Origin of the sequence: Streptomyces silvae (assembly GCF_016745505.1) — a bacterium.
GTDB lineage: Bacteria > Actinomycetota > Actinomycetes > Streptomycetales > Streptomycetaceae > Streptomyces > Streptomyces silvae.
In genome coordinates, this window is record NZ_JAERUC010000183.1 from 1 (window position 1) to 20,705 (window position 20,705).

17 protein-coding genes and 1 pseudogene are annotated in these 20,705 nt (G+C 72.4%); 9 read left to right on the top strand and 9 right to left on the bottom strand.

From position 1 onward, the window contains the following. Positions 1–109: 109 nt before the first annotated feature. The 5 genes and pseudogenes from JKV81_RS28935 to JKV81_RS28960 all read left to right on the top strand — a co-directional run bounded on the left by JKV81_RS28935 (position 110) and on the right by JKV81_RS28960 (position 5,904). Positions 110–1,483 (top strand): RICIN domain-containing protein, encoded by a 1,374-nt coding sequence (locus JKV81_RS28935; RefSeq protein ID WP_202078563.1) that lies wholly within the window; start codon positions 110–112, stop codon positions 1,481–1,483. A 504-nt stretch (positions 1,484–1,987) separates the two neighbouring features. After that, positions 1,988–2,596, top strand: a pseudogene (locus JKV81_RS28945) (type VII secretion system-associated protein); the annotation flags it as partial. A 298-nt stretch (positions 2,597–2,894) separates the two neighbouring features. Beyond that, a complete protein-coding gene (locus tag JKV81_RS28950; RefSeq protein WP_202078568.1) occupies positions 2,895–3,557 on the top strand; it encodes a TetR/AcrR family transcriptional regulator in 663 nt (220 codons plus the stop codon). A gap of 191 nt (positions 3,558–3,748) precedes the next feature. Continuing rightward, positions 3,749–4,642 carry an alpha/beta hydrolase fold domain-containing protein gene (locus JKV81_RS28955; RefSeq protein WP_307820620.1) on the top strand — a complete coding sequence of 298 codons (894 nt, stop codon included), beginning with the start codon at positions 3,749–3,751 and terminating at the stop codon, positions 4,640–4,642. A gap of 320 nt (positions 4,643–4,962) precedes the next feature. Continuing rightward, on the top strand, positions 4,963–5,904 hold the full coding sequence (locus JKV81_RS28960; RefSeq protein ID WP_202078572.1) for an SDR family oxidoreductase: 942 nt from the start codon (positions 4,963–4,965) through the stop codon (positions 5,902–5,904). A 109-nt stretch (positions 5,905–6,013) separates the two neighbouring features. On the opposite strand, the gene JKV81_RS28965 is transcribed toward JKV81_RS28960, so the two are convergent. Further along, complete coding sequence (locus JKV81_RS28965) at positions 6,014–6,613, bottom strand: TetR/AcrR family transcriptional regulator (protein ID WP_202078574.1); 600 nt, start codon at positions 6,611–6,613, stop codon at positions 6,014–6,016. 168 nt (positions 6,614–6,781) lie between these two features. Between JKV81_RS28965 and JKV81_RS28970 the strand changes: the two genes are divergently transcribed. After that, the gene (locus JKV81_RS28970; protein WP_202078576.1) at positions 6,782–7,255 is read left to right on the top strand and encodes a nuclear transport factor 2 family protein; all 474 of its coding nucleotides are present in this window, start codon (positions 6,782–6,784) and stop codon (positions 7,253–7,255) included. Positions 7,256–7,288: 33 nt separating this feature from the next. Here the strand turns inward: JKV81_RS28970 and JKV81_RS28975 are convergent, their stop codons facing one another. The 8 genes from JKV81_RS28975 to JKV81_RS29010 all read right to left on the bottom strand — a co-directional run bounded on the left by JKV81_RS28975 (position 7,289) and on the right by JKV81_RS29010 (position 17,181). Further along, positions 7,289–8,602: a vWA domain-containing protein gene (locus JKV81_RS28975; protein WP_236058054.1), complete on the bottom strand. Its 1,314-nt coding sequence runs from the start codon at positions 8,600–8,602 to the stop codon at positions 7,289–7,291. After that, entirely contained in the window at positions 8,599–9,867 is a 1,269-nt protein-coding gene (locus JKV81_RS28980) for an AAA family ATPase (RefSeq protein ID WP_202078580.1), read from the bottom strand. Before JKV81_RS28980 ends, JKV81_RS28975 begins: the two co-directional genes overlap by 4 nt. A gap of 165 nt (positions 9,868–10,032) precedes the next feature. Continuing rightward, the gene (locus JKV81_RS28985) at positions 10,033–11,475 is read right to left on the bottom strand and encodes a hypothetical protein (protein WP_202078582.1); all 1,443 of its coding nucleotides are present in this window, start codon (positions 11,473–11,475) and stop codon (positions 10,033–10,035) included. 144 nt (positions 11,476–11,619) lie between these two features. Further along, positions 11,620–12,690 carry a glycoside hydrolase family 43 protein gene (locus tag JKV81_RS28990; RefSeq protein WP_202078584.1) on the bottom strand — a complete coding sequence of 357 codons (1,071 nt, stop codon included), beginning with the start codon at positions 12,688–12,690 and terminating at the stop codon, positions 11,620–11,622. Positions 12,691–12,864: 174 nt separating this feature from the next. Beyond that, entirely contained in the window at positions 12,865–13,683 is an 819-nt protein-coding gene (locus tag JKV81_RS28995) for an HpcH/HpaI aldolase/citrate lyase family protein (RefSeq protein ID WP_236058055.1), read from the bottom strand. A 20-nt stretch (positions 13,684–13,703) separates the two neighbouring features. After that, positions 13,704–14,570: an HTD2 family dehydratase gene (locus JKV81_RS29000; protein WP_202078586.1), complete on the bottom strand. Its 867-nt coding sequence runs from the start codon at positions 14,568–14,570 to the stop codon at positions 13,704–13,706. Positions 14,571–14,588: 18 nt separating this feature from the next. Continuing rightward, positions 14,589–15,974 (bottom strand): MFS transporter, encoded by a 1,386-nt coding sequence (locus JKV81_RS29005; protein ID WP_129266012.1) that lies wholly within the window; start codon positions 15,972–15,974, stop codon positions 14,589–14,591. A 253-nt stretch (positions 15,975–16,227) separates the two neighbouring features. Continuing rightward, positions 16,228–17,181: a LysR family transcriptional regulator gene (locus tag JKV81_RS29010; RefSeq protein WP_202078587.1), complete on the bottom strand. Its 954-nt coding sequence runs from the start codon at positions 17,179–17,181 to the stop codon at positions 16,228–16,230. A 127-nt stretch (positions 17,182–17,308) separates the two neighbouring features. Here JKV81_RS29010 and JKV81_RS29015 point away from each other — a divergent pair, with 127 nt between their 5' ends. The 3 genes from JKV81_RS29015 (at position 17,309) to tpg (ending at position 20,423) form a co-directional block, all read left to right on the top strand. Beyond that, complete coding sequence (locus JKV81_RS29015; protein WP_202078589.1) at positions 17,309–18,517, top strand: CaiB/BaiF CoA transferase family protein; 1,209 nt, start codon at positions 17,309–17,311, stop codon at positions 18,515–18,517. Positions 18,518–18,563: 46 nt separating this feature from the next. Further along, complete coding sequence (locus JKV81_RS29020) at positions 18,564–19,730, top strand: acyl-CoA dehydrogenase family protein (protein WP_202078591.1); 1,167 nt, start codon at positions 18,564–18,566, stop codon at positions 19,728–19,730. A gap of 138 nt (positions 19,731–19,868) precedes the next feature. After that, positions 19,869–20,423 (top strand): telomere-protecting terminal protein Tpg, encoded by a 555-nt coding sequence (tpg, locus tag JKV81_RS29025; RefSeq protein WP_202078593.1) that lies wholly within the window; start codon positions 19,869–19,871, stop codon positions 20,421–20,423. Positions 20,424–20,705: the final 282 nt, after the last annotated feature.

The window sequence follows — 20,705 nt, forward strand, 5'->3', positions numbered from 1 at the left end:
TGAGTAAGGAAATTGCATGGCACGTGAGCATGATCCTTCCCATCGCATATCACCGAGGCCGGGCACATCCGCCGGCGCGGGCGACTCCGGGACATCCGGGAGTTCACCCGTGTCGGTCCGCCGGGCGGTGACGATGCGAGGAGCCGCCGGCGACCCCGGCGGCGCCCTCGCACCGGGCGGCGCACAGCGTGGCCGCCCGAACGCGTCATCGGCGGCGGCCACCCCGGACACGGCTGCCCCCGAGCAGATCCCGGCGAGCAAGCAGCCGGAGAAGGGCCCGGAGAACGCGGCCCCGGAGAGCACGGCCCCGGAGAGCACGGAGCCGGAGACCACCGCCCCGGAGAACACGGAGGCCCGGAAGAAGACATCGGAGCGTACGAACGCCGACGAGGCCACCGGCACGCTGAGAGGCATCGGCGCCCCGGATCCGTCGGCCGATGGCACGTCCGAACCGGATGCGCCCTCGCTCAACTCCGCTGCCACTTCGGGGGGTTCCGCAGCCGTGGCGTCCTCCGAGGCGGCGGGCTCCGCGCCTCCCTCGCCCCCGGCGGCCGTCAGCACCACGGGCACGCCCCCGGACGCCGCCATGGCGGCATCAGCGGCCGGCAGCGGCGGCGCGGGCGCGAGCGGTTCGCACGCGGGCGACGAACCGCCCGGCAGTCGCCCCAAGAAGCCGATGCTGGCGGCGGCGGCGATCGTCGGCGCAGTACTGATCGCGGTCCCGTTCCTCTTGGCGGGACAGGACGACCGTAAGCCGGAACAACCCCGGACGGAGAACGCGGCCGGTACGGTCCTGGACACCGAACGCTCCGCCGTTCCGGACACCTACACCAGCGCGTCCCCGGTTCCCTCCGCCACGCCGAGCAAGAAGAAGAAGGAGGAGGAGCCGCCGCCCGCGCCGGTGGTCCAGAAGCAGACCACCGCCCCGTCGCCGAGCGCGTCCGAGAAGAAGCCCAAGGTCGAGAAGAAGGCCGCGGTCAAGGAGTTGACCGCGGCCGAGAAGCTCCGCCAGTGGGCCAACGGACGCTCCGGCGTGCAGAACACCGTGCTCAAGAACGCGGCGACCGGCCAGTGCGTGGACATCGGGGGCTTCGGCAAGGGCAAGATCAACGAGCGTGTCAATCAGTACCCGTGCAACGGCACGACCGCCGACAACCAGCTGTGGAACCTGGACATCGTTGACAAGGACGGTGGGCCGCAGAATGCCCCCCTCTTCCTGATCCGCAACAGCAAGGACGGGTTCTGCCTGGACCTGCCCTACTACACGGCGAAGGCGGTGGGTACGAAGGTAGGCGAGTTCCACTGCAACGCGGCCGGCGACAACCAGCTCTGGTGGCTCGACCCCCGCGGGGACGGGACCAACTGGATCCGTAACGCCGTCAGCAACGACCTGTGCCTGCGTCCGACCGGTGGCGCGGCCGCGGGCAACGACGCCCGGCTCGAAATCGCCATGTGCGGTTACGGCGACCGCTGGATCGTCTGAGGATCCGTTCCGGCGGACCGACGTCCCCGTTCCCGAGTCGCACTCGACCGCCTCTCGGGAACGGGGGCGTTCTCTTTCCTGAGGCCGGGTGAGGGTGCGCGTCGCCGCCTCCGGCTGGGTCGACCGGACGATGATCAGGCCTTTCGTGGCGCGAACAGCGCCTGGACGGTTTCGGTGGCCAGGTCCCGCAGCCAGGTGTGGGCGCAGTCGTCGTAGCCTGGTGCCACAGCAAGTACAGCGGGCAGGCCGGCGGCTGGACGCCGTCGCCGGGGCGCTCGCGGCTGAGCTGGCCCAGTCCTGAACACCCTCCAGGCCGGCGTGGACGGACCGCCGGTCGCTGTACGGGACTTCGGGCTCACCGAACTGCCGACACCCTCCGCTCCGGCCTGGTCCTGCACCCCCGCTGGACCGCTCCCGCTCACACTCCCGTCCCACAGCCCACGCCGGCGCCCGCCGCCGGGCGTCCCAGCACCGACCCAGGCAGCCCCAGCAAGCGAGGACCAGATGAGTGAGCCCGGCGCGGACGCCTCCGCCAACCCCGAAGTCCTCGCGTCGCCGGAGGAGTTCGTCCAGGCCGCCAGGCTGGCACCCGATCACCGGCTCCATCTGGCCGACCCCGCCTGGCAGGGGGACGGGCAGCCGCCGACGTGGGCCGTGGTCGGTCAGTGGCGCTCCGACGCCGAGGGCCAGATCGTCGAGTGGGAGGACGACGAGGACTACAGGCCGTCACCCGAGGCGATGGGGTGGCCCGAGCCGACCGACGACGTGGACCGCGCCGTCCAGCTCGCCACCACCGGATACGGCCCGGCGGACGACGTCACCGCCGCCCTGGCAGGGGCTGAGGTCGCGGTGCTGGTCACGGCGGACGGGGAGCCGGTCAGCGCGGCCGCGCCGGGCGGCACAGCCGTGGTTCCCGTCTACACCTCCTCCCGCCATCTTCAGGCCGTCGGGCAGGTGGGGTTCGAACTGCTCCCGGTCGCCGACCTGCTCGGCCGGATCCCCCAGGGCCACGCCCTGTGCCTCAACAGCTCGGCGCCGGTGAGCATGGTGGTGGCCACGGACGGGCTCGCGGACGTGCTGCGGGAAGCGGCGGAGGCAGAGACAGCGGAGCCGACAGCGGATCCGGCGAGGGAGCCGCAGGTGGGTACGGCGGGCACGCTCCGGACGACCACAGCCCCCGAGGCCCACCGGCCGGAGCCCCTGGCGTGCGCCCTCGGCGCCAGGCCCAAGCTCTTCGGAACGATCACCTCGCCAATCAGAGGCATCTCGCTGACAAAAGTGCAGATGACCTTGCTGGTCATGACGACCCCCCAAACGCTTCACGCCGTGTACTTACATGTGTAAAGCTACAAGCGTTAGTCGCCGTGCGCAAGGGGCTGCCACGATAAACTTCACTGTGTAAGGTGACGGCATGGAACGCACTGGAAAAGCCGCCTCGGCCCCACCCGCCCCGGCACGCGCGCGCAACCGCCGCGGTGAGGGAGGCCGTCTTCGCGACGACATCGTCGCCGCCGCGGTGGAACTGCTCGACGAGGCAGGCGATGAGCGCGCCATCACCCTGCGGTCGGTCGCCCGTAAGGTCGGGATCGCCGCGCCGTCGATCTACCCGCACTTCCCCGACCAGCCGGCCATCATGCTCGCCGTCGTGCGCCAGGAGTTCACCGGACTGGAGAACAGCCTTCGCTCCATACTGGACGAGACCGGCGACGGCCCCCGCCGGCGCCTGTACGCGGTGTGCGACGCCTACCTCGAGTTCGCCCGTCTCCACCCCGAGCGCTACCGCACGATGTTCGGCGGGCTCTGGGTCCCGGACCTCGGTGAAAGCTCCCTGACCACGCAGGATCTGGCCACGCTGGGCATGGAGACGATGCAGATCCTCGTCGACGCCCTCGGGGACTGTGTCGCTGCCGGGCAGTCCACCAGTACCGATCCCTCCGCCGACGCGGTCGCTCTCTGGCTTGGTCTGCACGGACTCGCCCACCAGAGGGCCGTGACGCGTGCCTTCCCCTGGCCGGAGGACATCGCCGACCGCATTATCACCACCCTCGCCCACCTGGATACTGCCGACGCGTAAGGCTCGTTCGCGGGCCGGGCGCGCAGCATCCGTCGGCGGGGCCGTCCCGTCGGCGTAGCGGCAACTCCATCTCGATATGGGCGAGTTGGGTATCGCCGATCGGTCTTCCGTGCAACGCTCCTGGTCCGCCCCGACGATCCCGCACGGTCGGCGCGGGGTCCTGCCGTCCGCTCCGATCCGAGGAGATGTCCGTGGTCAGTCTCGCGAGCCGTCTGGTGCCTCCGGTGCTCGCGGCCCAGGGGCGTAAACGGCGCTATGCGAACCGGCAGGCAACCCTCGACCAGGTGCTCGAAGACCGCCTGCGCCCCAAGCAGTACGGCCCCCCGCGGCGTCTGCCGCGCGACGTGCGGATCAGCGTGCGCGACGACCACGGCTGGCCGGTCTACGACGTGGTGGGCAAGGGGGGCCGGCCGAAGGGCCACGCCCTCTATCTGCACGGCGGCGCCTGGATCAACGAGATCACGAGCCACCACTGGAGGCTCATCGCTCTTCTCGCCTCGACGGCGGGGATCCGGATCGTCGTCCCCATATATCCCCTGGCGCCACATGGGACAGCCGCCACGGTCGTCCCCAGGGCGGCCGGGCTCCTGCGCGGCCTTGTCGCCGAACACGGTGCCGGGCAGGTGTCGGTGATCGGGGACTCGGCGGGCGGACAGATCGCCCTCTCCGCCGGGCTGTTGCTGCGCGAGGAAGGTATTGCGCTGCGCCGCACCGTTCTGATCTCGCCCGCCGTCGATCTCCGCCTCGACAACCCGGAGATCGACGCCGTGGAGCCGCGGGACCCCTGGCTGGCGCGGCCGGGGATCCGGGGAGCCATCGACCTGTGGCGGGCAGACCTGCCCCTGGAGGACCCGCGCGTCAGCCCCCTGCTCGCGGATCTCGCGGGCCTCGGCCCGCTCGCGGTGTTCAGTGGCACCGTCGACATCACCTATCCCGATGTCCGCCTGCTGGTGAGCAGGGCCCGTGCGGCCGGCGTCGAGGTCGATTTCCACGAAGCCCAGGGCATGGTGCACGTCTATCCGCTCCTGCCGATCCCGGAAGGCCGTGCGGCACGGAGGGCCATGGCTGCGCTCCTGCGCTCCTGACGCGCGGCCCTGTCTGCATCGTTCGCACTGGCGCACCGGCGGCCCGGCGGCCGATGGGTCCGGCGGGGGCCCATCGGTCCGCACCCGCCACCGGCCCCGGGTGGTGCCCGCCGGCCCTACACCCGCCACCGGCCCCGGGCGGTGCCCACCGTCCCCGCACCCGCCACCCCCTGCACCCCTCGGTCTCGGCGTCCGGCTCGCCGTGACCTGTTCCATCGCGTCGCGCCTGATGGCAGGCACTGTCATCGCCTGTTATCCTGATGTCAGTAACTGACATTGATGCACTCGTGCCGCCCGGCGGCACAAGGAGGTCGTTTCACATGCGTGTTTTCGTCACCGGCGCGTCCGGCTGGATCGGATCGGCCGTCGTTCCCGACCTCATCGGAGCAGGGCACGAGGTCGTCGGGCTCGCCCGTTCGGATGCCTCCGCCGACGCCCTGGCCCAGGCCGGCGTCACGGTGGTCCGTGGCAGCCTCGACGACCTCGGCGTCCTGCGCAGCGCGTCCGCCTCGGCGGACGGCGTGATCCATCTCGCGTTCAATCATGAACTCGCTTTCGAGGGAGGGGATTTCAAGGGCGCCGCCGACGCGGACCGTCGCGCCGTCGAGGCGATGGGAGAGGTGCTGGCCGGTTCGGACAAGCCGTTCGTCCTCGCCTCGGGGACCCCCGCGCAGCCCGGGCGGGCGGCCACCGAACGAGACGGCCACGAGATCGCCCCCGGTGCCGCTGATAACCCGGCGCTCGCCGGCCCGGCGGCCCGGATGGCCACCGCCGAGTACACGCTCTCGCTCGCCTCCCGCGGTGTCCGCTCGTCCGTCGTGCGCCTGCCCCGCACCAACCACGGTGAAGGGGACGAGGGCTTCATCGCGACCCTGGTCCGGACCGCTCGTGACAAGGGTGGGGCGGGCTACTACGGTGACGGGAGCAACCGCTGGCCCGCCGTCCACCGCCTGGACTCCGCGCGCATGTTCCGCGTCGCACTGGAGGACGCGCCCGCCGGATCGACGCTGCACGCCGTCGCCGACGAGGGGGTGGCCCTGCGCGACATCGCCGAGGTCATCGGCCGCCATCTGGATGTGCCGGTGGTCTCCGTGCCGCCGGAGGAGGCGGCCGGACACTTCGGCTGGCTGACCATGGTGCTCTCGTCGGACCAGCCGGCCTCCAGCGCGCTGACCCGCGAGCTGACGGGATGGCAGCCGACGCAGCCGGGGCTCCTCGACGATCTCGGCAAGGGGCACTATTTCCGTACTCCGTCCCTCTGACCGAGTCGGCCCACCGCCCCCGTACGGCGTACGCCTGCATTCCCGGTCGCTACGACAGCTCTCCGGTGTGGGCTGCTCCCTCGTCGTGCGCAGACGCGATCGGGGCCGGTTACGGCTGGCCGGTGCCGGGATGTGCCTGCATCAGCAGCCGTGCGGCGTCCCGGGCCTGGCGCGCGGGCTCGGGAGTGCCGGAGATCGCCGCCGTGACCATCGCTCCCTCGGCGAGAAGCGCGAGCTGGCCTGCCAGTGCGTCGGGCCGCCCGGCGGCTGTCACGAGCCGGGCGAGGTAGTCGTGGAAGGCCTTCTTGTGGTGCTGGGCCTCCGCGGCGACTTCGGATGAGACCGCGCCCATCTCGCCGAAGGTGTTGATGAAGGCGCAGCCCCGGTAGCCGGGCTCGGAGAACCACCCGTGCAGCCAGTCGAACACCGCGGTGATCCGCTCGTCGGGCGTCGGCTGCGCCTCGACGTGATCGGCGAGGCGCAGCCGCCACCGCACATCCCGCTGCCGCAGGAACTCCAGCACGAGCGCGTCCTTGGACGGGAACAGCTGGTAGAGGCGCTTGAGCGAGACCCCGGACGCGCTGCGCACCGCATCCATCCCGACCGCCTGGACACCCCGGCCGTAGAAAAGCTCCTGGGCGGCGTCGAGCACCCGTTCCCGCGCCGCGTCGAGCACCTGCTCCCGCGCCGCTTCTTCCCGATCCGTCATCTGCGCTCTGCGCCTCTTCGTCCTGTCGCCGCCGCTTGCGTGGAGAACCAACGTTCTCTACGTTAGCAAGCGAGCGGTGAGAACGGCCGTTCTCGCTGACGTTCCCGCTGACGTTCCCGCACCTCACCGGTGTGCGGTGGGACCGGAGTTCGAAGGAGTCGAGGAGACATGGCCGACCAGACCCGCCCGCCGGTGCCGCCGTTCACCCGGGAGACCGCCCTCGCCAAGGTCCGGGCGGCCGAGGACGGCTGGAACACGAGGGACCCGCAGCGTGTGTCGCTCGCCTACACGCAGGACTCCCGCTGGCGTAACCGGACGGAGTTCGCCACGGGCCGGGACGAGATCGTCGCGCTGCTGACCCGCAAGTGGAACACCGAACTCGACTACCGGCTGATCAAGGAGCTGTGGGCCCACGACGGCAACCGCATCGCCGTGCGATTCGCCTACGAGCACCACGACGACGCCGGTAACTGGTACCGCTCCTACGGCAACGAGAACTGGGAGTTCGACGAACACGGGCTGATGCGTACGCGCCACGCGTCCATCAACACCCTCCCGATCGCCGAGTCCGAGCGCGCGTACTTCTGGCCGCTCGGCCGCCGCCCCGACGACCACCCCGGCCTCAGCGACCTCGGCTTCTGAGCAGCCCTTCCCGCCGGGGTGTCCCCGCCCCCGCTAGCCGATGGTCACCACCCGCGCCCATGCGGGCGGCCCGTCGGGGGTGTACTCGGGGTCGGACTCGCCGTAGGACGAACGCCGGTGGTGGCGGCCGAACAGGCCCACCACCGTCCGGCACGGCGGGCGCCGGGACGGCCACGGGGTCTGGCCGTCCGTCAGCATCACCACGACGTCCGGGCGGGGCCTGGACTCCAGGGCGCGTGAGAAGCCCGTACGCAGATCCGTTCCGCCGCCGCCCAGCAGCTCGACGCCCTCCGTGCCGCCGCACAGGGGCCGGACCCGCCCGGCCGCCGCGTCGCACGGCAGTACGCCGACGAGGTCGCGGCGGCCACCCACGGCCCGTGAGATCGCCGCCACCTCCAGCAGCGCACTGCCCAGCTCGGCGTCGCTGACCGAGCCCGAGGTGTCGATCACCACGACCACCCGCGTCGGCCTGCGCCGCAGGCTCGGCAGCACGGCGCCGGGGACGGCCGCCGAACGGCGCGTCGGCCTGCCGTACACGTAGTCCTCGCCGGTGCCCGGCGCGGACGCCGCCGCCCGTACGGCCGCCCCGAGCAACTCCCGCCAGGGCTGCGGTGGATGGAACGCCTCCTCCGCCCACCGCCGCCATCCGGCGGGCGCGCTCCCCGGACGGCCCGCGATGCCGCGCGCCACGCGGAAGCGGACCGCGTCCCGTTCCTGCGTGCTGAGCCCGTGCGCCCCGTCCGGGCCCAGGTCCCACGGGCGGGGGAGCCCGTCCGCGCCGCTGCCGCACTCCAGCCACGCCAGATGCGCGGTGTGCGGCCCGAGGCGGAACTGCCGGAGGTAGTCCTCCATCAGCTCGCCGTCCTCCAGCCCCAGGGACCCCGGGCGGACGGCTCCCTCGGGCCCCGTCAGGCCCTCGCCGAATATGTCGTCGTTGATCTCGCAGTCGGCCGCGATGTTCATCCGCAGCCGCTCCGCCGGTCCGGTCAGCCCGTGCCGGCGCGCATAGCGGTCACTGCGCCCGTGGTGGTCGCGCAGCAGGTGCGACACCTCGTGCACCCAGACCCCGGCCAGCTCCTCCACGGGCGTACGGTCCACGAAGGCGGGGGAGACGTAGCACCGCCAGTACGGATCGACGGCCATCGTCGGCACGGTGCGGGACTCCACGGGGTGCAGAGCGAACAGTGCCGTCGCCAGGTACGGGCGTACACGCGCCGCCTGGAGACGGGCCGCGAAGAGCTTGCCGGTGTCCAGCACGCGTTCCGGAGTGTCCGGCGAAGGACGTGGGCTGTGTACGGCCCGGACGGCACGGGGGTACAGCGGCCGGCCGGGGACGGGCGCCTTCATCGGCCCGCCCCCGTCACGCCGAGCGACCGCACCTCCGCCAGGCCGGCCCGCCGCGATACGGACACCGCCCCGGCGAGTCCCTCGATCGAATCCGGCACCTCCCAGTCGTCGCGACGCAGCGTGGCCAGCGTCGTCGCCGGTACGACCAGCAGATCCGGAGCGCCGGTCTCCGCCGCCCTCGCCAGCAGAGCCCAGGCGGCATCCCACCGGCCCCTCTCGGGGCGTGAGCGGACCGCGGCGACCACCGCGTCGAGCGTCGCCTGGCGCAGATCGCCGCGCTCCGGCAGCTCCGCACCCGCGGGGTCGGCCAGCAGATCCTCCGGATCGGGCAGGTCCATCCGGTCGAGGTACGCCAGGTACTCCAGCCCAGGCCCGTCCCCCACCGTCCCCCTGACCAGCATGGACAGGACGTCGCGCGACGCATCGGCGGCCGCCGCGAAGGCGGTCAGGCGCAGCGCCATGTCCCAGCTGCGCGGTGACGGCCACGCCCCGCCGCGCCCGGCCTCGCTCGACGGCAGCCGGTGCACCAGGGCGGGCCGGGCGCCCAGCAGCCCGCACACCGCGCGCCGGGCGTACGCCACGGCCTCGGGCAGCCGGCCGCCGTCGAGCACCGGCAGGGCGGCCCTGGGCCAGACCCCTCCGAGGCCGCGCACCACGACATCGGCATCGTGGACCCACTGCAGATGGACGAACCGGTTGGCGAGCGGCGGGCTCAGCTCCCAGCCGTCGGCGGCGGACGAACGGGGATTGGCGGCCGCCACGATCCGTACACCCGGCGGCAGACGCAGGGCGCCGACCCGGCGTTCGAGCACCAGGCGCAGCAGCGCCGCCTGCACGGCCGGTGGCGCGGTGGAGAGTTCGTCGAGGAACAACAGCCCACGGCCCGCCCGTACCAGCTGTACCGCCCAGTCCGGCGGTGCCATCGGGACGCCGTTCTCCGCAGGGTCGTCGCCGATGACGGGCAGGCCGGAGAAGTCCGACGGCTCGTGCACGCTGGCGATCACCGTGGTCAGCGGCAGCTCCAGGGTGGCGGCGAGCTGGGTGAGCGCGGCCGTCTTGCCGATGCCGGGCTCACCCCACAGCAGGACCGGCAGATCGGCCGCCACGGCCAGGGTCAGCGCCTCCAACTGCGGATCCGGGCGCGGTGCGGTGGTCGTGTCCCGCAGCAGATCGAGCAGCGCGGCGGACACGTCGAGCCGGGAAGCGGGGGCGGAAGGCGCGGCAGGGGGCGGAGGAGAGGAGGCGAGGGAGGCGTACGTGGTCATGAGGCATCACCTGTGAAGTCGTCGAAAGCGGCGGTCAGGAAAGCGGTCGTCGGCGGCAGTTGTCGAAAGCGCCGGAAGCGGTGAGCGAGAGCGGTCGGCGCCGGGGGCCCGGGCGCGTGAGGGTACGGAAGGGACGGACGGCCCCTGCGGATCCGCCGCCGCAGATCAGCGGAAGGCCGCCGGCCGAGGCCGGGAGCGGTGGGTCGCGGGCCAGGACGCTGTCCGTGCGGACGGCTCCCGCCCAGGGGCGGGCAGGGCCAGGCCCGCCCTGAACAGACCGTGCCTGACCCGCCGTCGGGCCGCATCGAGGAGTACGTCGCGCAGCTCGCCGTCCCGGAGCCGCGCCTCGGCGCCGAGCACGCCCTCGACCCGGGCCAGCGCACCTGCCGTGTCCCCGTGGGCCAGCCGGTCACGGACCTCGGTGAGCCAGTCCGGCCGACGGTGCGCCACGTCGATGACCTGGAGGCAGGGGAGGGGTGTGCCGGTGAGCGCGGCGAGCAGCTCCTCCCGCCGGATCTCGGCGGGAGGGTGGTCCAGGGGGACCAACTCCCCGTCGACCAGGCCGATCCGGTGCCGGGCCCCCCGGCAGTCCACGACGCGCGGCACGGCGGGGCCGCCCACGTCCGGGGCCGGGTCGACGCCACTGTCCGAGCGCGGACCGGTACGGGCACCGGCGCCGCCGTCCGGGGGCCGTGGCGCCCCCGGCGTCAGGGCCGCCGCGACCAGGGGGTGCAGCCGGCCGGGCGTGATCCACCCGCCACGCAGCAGTTCCAGGTCGGGCAGGACCCACGTGGCGGCGTCGGGCAGGACCGGAAGTCCCGCGCAGGCGCCCGCCCGTGAGACCTCTGCGGACAGCACATCGGGCGGATGGCCCCCACCGGAGGTAGTGGAGGTGCGCACGTCCAGGAGGAGACGGCGCCGGGCGCCGAGGCGTACCACGGCACGGCCGCCTCCGGCACGCCCCTCCGCCGTCAGCAGCAGCGCAGTCTCGGCCGCCCACCGGCCGGGTGCGAACCGCCCGGCGCCCGGCAGGCACGCGGCCCACCCCGGTGCGGGTCCGGTGGTGTCCCCCTCCGCGCCGGAACGCCACCGCAGTTCACCGCTGCGGCTCGCGTCCCACAGATGGCGGTGCAGATCCAGACGGAAACGCCGGTCGGGGGCCCGGTAGCCATCCGGCCCCGCGGAGGCGGAGCCGTCCCACAGGGCGAGGCTGATCCGCTGTCCCGCATCCGCCCACGCGGGAGCGGTGCGTGCGACGAGGTGCACCGGGCGCGTCCGTCCGGGTTCGTCGTACCGGGTGAGCGTGACGGACGTGCCGGGCCGGAGGAGGCCGTCGGGTGCGGTCCTCGGCATGTGCCACCGCAACAGGTCGGGCGCGAGCAGCCGCAGGTCCGCCCGGACGCGGGCGGCCAGCTCGCGGCCGTGGACACGGCCGGCGGTACGGAGATCGAGGTCGGTGTCGAATCCGGCGGCGGCGCACGCACCCGCCCAGTCGCCGGCAATGCGCCGGGCGGTCGCGGACTCGATCATGAGGGGCGGCACGGCGATCTCCCGCACGCGCAGCCAGAGGGAGAGGCGGGAATCCTCGAACGCGGTCGTGGTGAGCATCAGCACTCACCTTGCGCGGACGGGACCCCCAATCTGCGGACACATCGAGTAGTCATCGGCGGGAGCGTAGCCCGAACTCGCCTGTGCGGCCACGTCTTTTCCGTACCCACCGCAACGCACCCGCCCGCGCACCCCGCGTTCCCCTCACTCGAAGAACTTGAGGCTCCAGCCGGTGTTGGTGGGGTCGCCCGGGACGTTGGCGCGGCTGTAGGTGATGTCGCCCCACCAGCTGAACGTCCCCGTGTACCAGTGCCGGTTCTCCCACGAGTACGGCGTCCCCTTCGCGACCGCGTGGAACATCAGGGGGAACCGCGGACCGGCCGGCGGGCTCGTCGCGATGTCGCCGTCGAGCAGGACGAAGCTGTGGTGGCCGGGCCCGTCGACATACAGGGTCGGGTCCCAGCCGGGCATCATCGTCCCGCGGTCGGAGCCGAAGAGACAGCCGTTCGACTTGTACCAGTCCCATACGTACGTGGGGTCGCCGCCGGCCCGGAGCCGCAGGTCGGCCAGGCAGTACCGGTCGCTCCAGCTGCCGTTGGCGGAGTACGTGACGTGCAGCTGGCCGTTCGGGTCCTTGATCGCCTCGGGTGCCTCGTTGATGAACGGGTTGCCGACCACCCGCTCCCAGCTCTCCCGTGGCTGCGAGATGACGTACCGGCCTCCGGTGGGCGTGGTCGGGCTGCTCATCCTGCTGATGTAGAGGTTCTGCTCGACGTTGGTGTCGCCCTCCCAGCCGGACCAGACGAACCAGCGCTGCCCGCCGAACGTGAACAGGGTGCCGTCGATGGCCCACTTGTCGTCGGCCAGCGCGAGCTTCGTCCCGGCGGAGTACCCGCTGTCGGGTGCGGCGGAATCGATGACGTACATCCGGTGGGCGGCGCCCCGCCCGGCCGAGAAGTAGATGTAGTACCGGCCGCCGTCCCGCACGATCTCCGGGGCCCAGATCTCGCCGAGGCCGCCGGTGTCCGACCAGACCTGACGCGCGGGGGCCGAGGCCAGGGCCGCCGTCGACGAAGCCTGCCGTACGGCGATTCCGCCCCCGGTCGACTCCACCGAGACGTACGTGCTCCCGACCCGCAGCACGCTGGGATCGGCCGCGCGGAGACCGGTCTGCTCCGCCCGCGCGGGCTCGGCCGAGGAGAGCGACATCGCGGCGGCGAGCATGAGGGAGAGAACGAAGGCGGCGGCACCGGCAAAGCGACGAGAGAACGTCATCATCCCGCTCCACGGGTCGGGCCCGGCGCCGGAGCGGCACCGGGGGAGGGGCAAGGCGGCCGTCCCTCCGATGTGCCGGTCGACGGACCGACGCCGTACACCGACGGGACGAGAACCAGCTTGTACATCGATGAAAAGAGCGCTCCCCCAGCATCGTGAATGGTCCTGCACATGTCAATCGTCGTGCGGTCGTGCTCCCTCCGGGGCCCGCGCCAGGATCCCCCGGGCGCGGTCCAGGACCGGCTTGTCGACCATGTGCCCGTCGACGGTCGTGACCGTTTCGCCGGCGCCCAGGACCGCCCGCGCCCACCGCAGTTCGCCCTCCGTCGGGGCGAAGCCCGCAGCGACCGGGGCGATCTGCGCGGGGTGGACGCAGAGCTTTCCGGTGAAGCCGAGCCGGCGGGCGTGCGCCGTGTCCGCCGTCAGTGCATCGGTGTCCCGGACGGCCGTCGTGACGCCGTCCACCGGCGCGCTGATCCCCGCCGCCGCCGACGCCAGGACGAGGCGGGAGCGCGCGTACGCAAGGGCGAGGGTGTAGTCGGGGGCGACGCCGAGTTGCGCCGCGAGATCCACGTTGCCGAACGCGGCGCGGACGACTCCCGGCACGGAGCACACTTCGTACGCCCGTTCGGCGCCGAGTGCCGTCTCGATGAGGGGGATCGGCGTGCAGCGGGCGGCGACCTCGGCGAGGGCCGCCGGGTCCTCGGCCTTCGGCACCATCACCGGGCAGCCGAGCCCGGCCGCCATGCGCAGATCCGCCTCGAACCATGGTGTGCCGGGCGCGTTGACGCGTACGACGCACCGGTGGCCGATCCCGGGCCACTCGGCGGCGGCCCGGCGGGCCCGGTCCTTGTGCTCCGGGGCGACCGCGTCCTCCAGGTCGACGACGACGAGGTCGGCGCCGGAGCCCGCGGCCTTGTCGAAGCGGTCGGGTCGGTCTCCCGGTACGAAGAGCAGGGTGCGGGCGGCCGCGATCATCGGGGGCGTGCTCATGCGAAGCGTGGCGGGCGTGGTCATGCGAAGGTCACCTCGGCGGTGGCGTGACGGGTGTCGCGGTGGGTGGCGGTGCGCAGCAGCGCGCCCGTGTCCGTGGGACCGCCCTCGGCGAGGAGGTGCTCCCCCGCGAACGCCGGGCGCCGCAGCCTGAAGGAGAGCGTGCTCACCCGGCGGCCGGGGGCCTCGCGCCGGACCACGTCCAGCATGAGGAGGGCGAGCAGCGGACCGTGGACGACGAGCCCCGGATAGCCCTCCGTGTCACGGCAGTACGGGGCGTCGTAGTGGATGCGGTGGGCGTTGGCGGTGAGCGCACTCAGCCGGAACAGCAGCGTCGGGTCCGGCCGGGCGCGGAGCTGCCAGGGCTCCCCGGCGGCCGGGACCGTGCGGTCGTCGACGGTGGCCGGATGCTGCCCGCCGCCGCTGCGGCCGGACCGGTAGACGATGTCCTGCTCCTCCACCAGGCAGGTGCGGCCCGCCTGACGGAACTCCTGGCGCTCGGTCACGAAGAGCAGCTCCCCGCTGCGTCCGTGCTTCGGCGTCACCGCGCCCAGGCTGCTGACGCGTTCGGCCGGTTCGCCCAGGCGCAGCGGGTGCACGATCCGGCTGCGTCCACCGGCGAACATGCGCTGGCGGTCGGGGAGGGGCGGCAGGAAGCGCGCGTCGCGCAGATGGCCGTCGGGTCCGAGCTCGTGCTGGGCGGGCCAGTGCAGGAAGTGGAACCACTGCCACAGCGGCGGCAGGGGGTCGCCGGCCTCCGCCGCCGGTCCGGGCAGGTCCAGGAGGGCGGACACGGCGGCGGCCGGGCCGGGGTCCATCGGGTCGTGGGCGGTGACGGGTTCGGGGTGCCAGGTCTCGACGTACGAACTGAGGGGCGCGGGCTGCATGGGATCGGACCTCGTGTCTCAGGCGAGCGGGGAGGCACTCGACGGCTGCGGGGCGGCGGCGGGTGCCTCCGGGGCGTCGTCGAGATGGGAGGTGCGGGAGGGTTCCCGTACGAACAGGGTGGCCAGGAACGTCAGGCCGACGCATCCGGTGACGTACCAGAAGAAGAGCGTCTCGCGGCCGCCGTCCTTCAGGGCGAGCGCGATGGGCTCGGTCAGCCCGCCGAAGGTGGCGGTGACCAGGGCGTGCGGCAGCCCCACGCCGAGCGCGCGGACCTTGGTGGGGAACATCTCGGCCTTGATGATCGCGGCCAGCGCGGAGTAGCCGGTGACGAAGGTCAGCGCCACGGTCATGAGGAGGAAGGCGATCCAGGGGCTGCTGGTGCGGCCGAGGAGCGTCATGAGCGGCACGGTCAGCAGCATGCAGCCGCCGGAGAAAACGAACATGACCGGGCGGCGGCCTATGCGGTCGGACAGGGCGCCGACGGCGGGCTGCATCAGCATGTAGACGAACAGCGCGGCGAAGCCGATCAGGGTGACCGTCGGCTTGGCAATGCCGGCGGTGTTCACCAGGTACTTCTGGAGGTACGTGGTGTACGTGTAGAAGGCGACGGTGCCGCCGATGGCGAGGCCGAAGACCGCGAGGAGCTGGCGCGGGTACTCGGCGAACAGCGCGACGAGGCCCTTGCGTTCGGGACTCCCGGCGCCGGACCCGCCCTCCACGGTGCGCTGCCGCTCCTTCTCGAAGTGCTCGGACTCCTCCATGCTGCGGCGCAGGTACATCACGACCAGGCCGGCCGCGGCGCCGATCACGAAGGGGACGCGCCAGCCCCAGCCGTGCAGCTGCTCCTCGGTGAGCAGGTTCTGCAGGACGATCGCCACGAGCAGCGCGGCGAGCTGGCCCATCACGATCGAGACGTACTGGAAGCTGGAGTAGAAACCGCGCCGTCCCGCCGGAGCGACCTCGGAGAGGTAGGAGGCGCTGGACCCGAACTCCCCGCCCACGGACAGGCCCTGGGCCAGCCGCGCCAGGACCAGCAGGGCGGGGGCCCAGAGACCGATGACGTCGTGGCCGGGGGCGAGCGCGATGGTCAGGGAACCGGCACTCATCAGGGTGACCGACAGGGTCAGCGCGCGGCGCCGGCCGAACCGGTCCGCGTACGCGCCGAGCAGCCAGCCGCCGAGGGGGCGCATGAAGAAACCGACGGCGAAGACGACCGCCGTGGAGAGCAGCTGGGCCGTGCGGTCGCCCTCGGGGAAGAACACCGACGCGAAGTAGATGCTGAACGTGGCGTAGGCGAACCAGTCGTACCACTCGACGAGGTTGCCCAGACAGCCGCGTACGACGTTCGCGGTGACGCGGGAGCGGTCGGGGGTGGGAGGTGCGGGGGTGCGGCTCTGCGGCATGGGAAGCTCCGTTGCTCTCGTCGCCCGGAAGACGCGGCGGCTCGGGCGGCCCTTCGGCGCGGCGACTCCAGGTGCTCGGCGGCTCACGTGCCCCACATCATGAGCGCTGATCCAGCCGGAAGAACAATAGAAATCCGTGATGCGTGCATGACTCGACCGCATGACGACGGCCCGCCACCCCGAGCGCGTCCCGGGGCGAGGCCGTCAGGCGCGGGTGTCCTGTTCCCCGGACGTGTACAACCGCCCGAGCCCGTCAGGCGCCGCTGCCCTGTTCCCCGGAGGTGTGCAACTGCGCCGAGGGCCACCGCCCCTGTGCCACGGCTGCCTCCACCCGGAGGACCAGCTCCCGGGCGACGACCTCGACGGCGGGCGGGACCCGCCGGTACCGAGGGGTGCCGAGGACGATCGACCGCCATACGTCGGGTTCGCAGAGCGGTGCGGCGCTCAGCGTGCCGTCCGCGACGTCCTCCGCGATGCCGACCCCGGGCAGCACGGTCCAGCCGTGCCCGGCCAGCACCAGCTGCTTCTGCACGCGCATGGCGTTGGTCTGTACGGCGATGTCCATCGGGCTCCCGGACCGGGCCGCCGCCGCGTCGATCAGGGTGCGCAGGGCATGACCCGCGGCGGGCATCACCAGGGGGTGGGCCGCCACGTCGGCGAAGGCCACCGGAAGGTCCGCCCGCAGCCCGGCCGCCGCGGGGGCCACCGCCCACAGGCGCTCGCGCACCAGGGGGCGGGCGTTCAGGGACGGGGAGCTGTCCAGGTTGTACAGCAGGGTGAGATCCAGGTCGCCGTCGTCGAGCCACCGCTGGAGATGGCCTGAGTACCCCGTCATCAGCCGCAGTTCCACACCCGGATGGGCCGCGCCGACCGCCGACACCAGCGGCTCCGCGAGCAGATCGCTCGTGCTCTCCAGCAGCCCGACCGTGACGATGCCCGTCACCTCACCCGGGCTGGGCTGCACCTCGGCGCGCGCCCGCTCCAGCTCGCTCAGGGCCCGGCGCGCCCGGTCGATCATGATCTCGCCGGCCTCGGTGGGCCGCATGCCCTGGCGCGTACGCCGGAAGAGGGCGACGCCGAGCTCCTCCTCCAGCGTGCGGATCTGCCGGGTGACGGCGGGCTGCACCAGGTGGAGCAGCTCGGCGGCGCGCGTCACGCTGCCCACCTCGGCGACCGTGATGAGTGCCTTGAGCTGCTTGACGTCCATGGTGAGTCCCTCTTCCGGCATCCGCGGCCCGCATGGCAGCATCACGGATTGTTATTTCCCTTGGCTTCACATGAGTGCACATGATGATACTCCCGCTCGGGCAACCGACACCTCCGGAGGACAACGCATGCCAGAGAACGCCGCGCCCGCCGATGACCTGCCGCTGTCCGGCATCACGGTCGTGAGCATCGAGCAGGCGGTCGCCGCCCCCTTCGCCACCCGCCAGCTCGCCGACCTCGGAGCACGGGTCATCAAGGTGGAACGCCCCGGCGACGGGGACTTCGCCCGGGCGTACGACACCACGGTGCACGGCCAGTCCAGCTACTTCGTGTGGCTGAACCGCTCCAAGGAATCGCTGACCCTGGACCTGAAGTCGGAGGAGGGCCGGGCCGTCCTGGAGGAACTCCTGGCGGGGGCCGACGTGTTCGTGCAGAACCTGGCCCCCGGCGCCGCCGCCCGCATGGGCCTGGGCGCCGAGGACCTGGCTCAGCGGTTCCCGTCGCTGATCCCGTGTTCCGTCACCGGCTACGGATCGAGCGGGCCCTGGTCGGACCGCAAGGCGTACGACCTGCTGGTGCAGTGTCAGACCGGCCTGGTCTCCCTGACCGGCAGCGCCGAGGAGGCCGCGCGGGTCGGGGTGTCGGTCGCCGACATCGCCGCCGGCATGTACGCCTACAGCGGCATCCTCACCGCGCTGTTCACCCGGGCGACGCGCGGTTCCGTACGGGCCGTGGAGGTCTCGCTGTTCGAGGCGCTGGCCGAATGGATGAGCCAGCCCGCGTACTACACGGCGTACAGCGGGACGCAGCCGCCGCGCGTCGGCACCCGGCACGCCACCATCGCCCCGTACGGCACCTACACGGCGGCCGACGGCAAGGACGTCCTGCTCTCCGTGCAGAACGAACGCGAATGGGCCGCCCTCTGCGAGGAGTTCCTCGGCGACCCGGGCCTGACCACCGACCCCCGCTACGCCACCGGGTCCGCCCGGGTGCGCCACCGCGAGGAGGTCGACGCGCTCCTGGCCGGGAGGATCGCCGCGTCGGACAGCGGCGAGGTGATGAGGCTGCTCGACACCATCGGCATCGCCAACGCCCCCGTCAACGACGTGAAGCAGTTCCTGGAGCACCCCGTGCTGGCGGGCCGTGACCGCTGGCGGGAGGTGCCCGTGCCCGGTGGGGCGACGATGACGGCCCTGCTGCCGCCCGTCGACCTGGTCGGCACCGCGCCGCGCATGGGCGCGGTCCCCGCCGTCGGCGAGCACACCGAACGGATCCTGGCCGAGCTGGGCCACTCACCCGCCCGGATCGAGGCCCTGCGCGCCCACGGCGCCATCTGACCACCCGCCACCCCAGCAGGACCCGCGGCAAGGAGGCCGCCCCCACATGAGCACCCTCGACATCCTCTCCGAGGACGAGCAGTTCGTCGTCCGCACGGTGCGCGCCTTCGTCGACAAGGACATCAAGCCCGTCGCGCGGGAACTCGACCACACCGACACCTATCCCGAGGCCCTGATCGAGCAGATGAAGGAGCTCGGCATCTTCGGCCTGGCCGTCCCTGAGGAGTACGGCGGCACCCCCGTGTCGACCCCTTGCTACGTCCTCGTCACCGAGGAGCTGGCGCGCGGCTGGATGAGCCTGGCCGGCGCCATGGGCGGACACACCGTGGTCGCCAAGCTGCTGCTCCGCTTCGGCACCGAGGAGCAGAAGCGGCGGTACCTGCCGAGGATGGCCACCGGCGAGGTCAGGGCCACCATGGCCCTCACCGAGCCGGGCGGCGGCTCCGACCTCCAGGCCATGCGCACCGTCGCCCGCAAGGACGGCGAGGAATACGTGATCGACGGCGCCAAGACCTGGATCACCAACTCGCGGCGCTCGCAGCTGATCGCCCTGCTGTGCAAGACCGATCCGCAGGCGTCCCCGGCGCACAAGGGGATCTCCATCCTTCTCGTCGAGCACGGCCCCGGGCTGACGGTCTCCCGCGATCTGCCCAAGCTGGGCTACAAGGGCGTGGAGAGCTGCGAACTCTCCTTCGAGGGCTACCGGGCGCCGGCCGACGCGGTGCTCGGCGGGGCCGAGGGCGACGGGTTCGGCCAGATGATGAAGGGCCTGGAGACCGGCCGTCTCCAGGTCGCCGCCCGCGCCCTCGGCGTCGGCCGGGCCGCACTGGAGGACTCCCTCGCCTACGCCCAGGAGCGGGAGTCCTTCGGACAGCCGATCTGGAAGCACCAGTCCATCGGCAACTACCTGGCCGACATGGCGACGTCGCTCACCGCCGCCCGACAGCTCACCCTGTACGCGGCCCGCGAGGCGGACGCCGGGCGGCGCGTGGACATGGAGGCGGGCATGGCGAAGCTGTTCGCCTCCGAGACGGCCATGCAGATCGCCCTCAACGCCGTACGTATCCACGGCGGTTACGGCTACTCGACCGAGTTCGACGTGGAGCGCTACTTCCGGGACGCCCCGCTGATGATCGTCGGCGAGGGCACCAACGAGATCCAGCGCAACGTCATCGCGAGCCAGCTGGTCAGGCGCGGGGGCCTCGACGCGTGAAGACCGCGGGGCGGCCCCGCCCGCGTCCCGGGCGCTCCACGGCAGGTGCGGGCCTTGCTAGGGTTGCGGCGGCGGTGGTCAGACTGCGTCGTCCACCCGGCTCCGACCGCACGCCGTCGGACGAGGGAGAGTGATTCTGTGGGGATCGTCGACGACGCCCTGGACCGCGCGGACCAGGAGGCGTTCACCCGGGAGCCGCCCAGGAGCCTCAAGGCGCGCATCAACTTCCTGATGAAGCAGCTCAGGACGACCAAGGCCGTCGCCCGTGAGATCGGGGTCAGCCAGCGCTCGGTGGAGCGCTACATCAAGGGCGAGCGCAAGCACCCTCCCAAGGCCGTCTCCGACCGGATCGACACGGCGGTACGTTCCCGGTGGCAGCCGAGGGTCCGCCGGCGCCGGCAACAGCAGGCCGCCGCCGCGACCGGTATGACCGTGGAGACGCGGGCCCGGTTCGGCTACACCGCACCCGTCGGCACGACCGACGACGGACGGATGCGCCGGCTGACCGTGCACCTTCCCCCTCCGTACGCCCGCCGTCTGTTCGACGCCCAGCAGCAGGGCGCCGACGACGCGCGCCTGCGGGACATCGTCGCCGAGGGTCTCCAGGAGATCTACTTCAAGGACGGCGGACGCAGGGCCCAGGACCTCGAAGTCGCGCTCACGGACGTCGACTACTTCGACGTCTCCTACTAGCCCGCCGATCGCACCCACGCACGACCGGCATCCGAAGTCCGTTGCCCCGCAAGGGCGTTGCTCATCCGCCCCACTGCCGTGCGCCGTCGGGTGGAGCCGGAATCCGTACCTGTCATGAACCTTGTCAGCCTGGCTCCGGGCGCTCTATTGTCGCGGACAGAAAGCGCTTTCCCCTCCTGGCTCCCGTCCGGTGGAAGCGCCCGTCACGACGGCCGTCGTGACGGACGTGCACGAGCCGCCACCGGCCCGGGCCAGGGCTTCTCCGAGAGCTCGGCTTCTCCG